Raw genomic sequence first — 1871 nt, 5'->3', positions numbered from 1 at the left:
GTGGCCAACCACCACTGTCCAGCAAGTGACCCGCCTCGCGCTCCTGCGTATCCGCTTCAAACTGACCATCCATGCCCGCAAAGAGCGGCTGCTGCTGGCGGAGGAAGCGGCGCTGGTCGCGATCCAGGGGGCGCGGATCGTGGCGGTCGGCGAAGAGGCACGCAAGATGCTGAATGCTCCTGCGTCCGCTGACCTCGCGCCTATCGCGCGGGACAGGTTCATTGCCAAGGCCAAGGAGGAACTATCGAGCCTGCTCGAAGAACCGATCGCCGAATTTGTCCAATCGCGCGCGAAAGAGCTTATGGCGGACCACGCCCGCCTTCGCGCCGCATCTGGGTCCGCTTCCCGCGTCACGGTAGAGCCCGTGCTGCCGCCGGATATCATCGGCCTGTTCACACTGATGCCGGGGGAGGCCTGAGCCATGGCGCGCAAACCCATCACTGATATGTCGGCATGGCCCTCGCTCACGTTGGAAGGCAATCTCATCGCCCCGGCCATGGTCGCCAGCATTGACCGCCGGCAAGCCTCCGATCAGGCGGAAGAGGATTATCGTATCCGCAAGGGGCTAACGATCCGCGAGGAGATTTCAACATCCTTCCGCGTCGGCCAATCCCATTTCGACGCCTTTGCGAAGCTTCAAAATCCCCCAGTCGAGACAACTCGCCGCTTCGTGCGGGCCTTCCTCACGGAAACCTTCGGCTTCGATGATCTCGTCCTGGCTGAAGGCACGCTCTCTTTTCTCGCCGGCGAACGTATCCCGATTGTCGTGGTGCCGCCATCCGAGGAGAAGCTCGATCGACGAAGCCAGACACTTTCGACCGACCGTTCACGGTCTCCCGCCTTCGCGCTCCAAGACTATCTCAACGACCATAACGACGCCCTTTGGGGACTTGTCACGAACGGGACCGTCCTTCGGCTCATGCGCGACAACGCCTCGCTGACGCGGCCAGCCTATGTCGAAGCTGATCTCGCCCAGATATTTCTGAATGAGGATGCCGCCTCCTTTGCCGTCCTGTGGTCACTGATCCACCGGACACGGTTTGGTGCCGCTGGCGCGCCGGCGACGGACTGCCCGCTGGAGCGCTGGCGTGACGCAGGCTCCCGCGAAGGCGAAGCTGCGCGTGATCGGCTGGCTTTGCAGGTTGAAACTGCGCTCCAAGTGCTCGGCTCGGGTTTTCTCGAAGCCAATCCCGATCTCGCTGCCCGCCTGAAATCCGGTGAGATTGATCTGACGGAGTGGTTCAACGAGCTGTTACGCCTCGTCTATCGCCTGATCTTCCTGATGGTGGCCGAGGATCGGAGCCTGCTCCATCCGGAAGTCGCGACACAGGACGCCCGCAAGCTCTACCGCGAAGGCTATAGTCTTGCGGCCCTGCGCGCCTCGTGTGTCCGCGCGGCCACTTGGGATAAGCATCACGACCGCTACGAGGGCGTCAAGATCGTTTTCCGCGCGCTGGCGCACGGACAGGACGCGCTCGGCCTGCCGGCGCTCGGTGGTCTTTTCAGCGACGACAAGCTGCCGCATCTCGAAACGGCACGTCTGCGCAATCGCGCCTTCATGGAGGCGCTTTACCGCCTTTCCTGGCTTTTCGACAAAACCGGTATGACGCCGGTGAACTGGCGCGCGATGGAGACCGAGGAGCTAGGCTCTGTCTATGAATCCCTCCTCGAACTCCAGCCGCAGCTTGGCGGCGACGGCAAGACCCTGATCTTCGCCTCGGAAGCGGCGGAGCAAAAGGGTAACCAGCGTAAGATCACCGGCTCCTATTACACGCCCGACAGTTTGGTGCAGCTTCTGCTCGATACCACGCTCGATCCAGTGCTCGACGAACGGGAGGCCCAGGCTGCCGATCCCGCCGAAACTCTTCTTG

The 1871-nt window shown here is 62.3% G+C and carries 2 pseudogenes; both read left to right on the top strand.

Going from position 1 to position 1871, the window contains the following annotated elements:
- Positions 1 to 418 (top strand): annotated as a pseudogene (locus tag RCCGE510_RS32505) (helicase); the annotation flags it as partial.
- Between the two features lie 3 nt (positions 419 to 421).
- Positions 422 to 1871 (top strand): annotated as a pseudogene (locus RCCGE510_RS32500) (restriction endonuclease); the annotation flags it as partial.

It is taken from the genome of Rhizobium sp. CCGE 510, assembly GCF_000292525.1.
Classification (GTDB): Bacteria; Pseudomonadota; Alphaproteobacteria; order Rhizobiales; family Rhizobiaceae; genus Rhizobium.
Note: the sequence above shows the minus strand (reverse complement) of the source record. Positions and strands in the feature narration are given on the sequence as shown.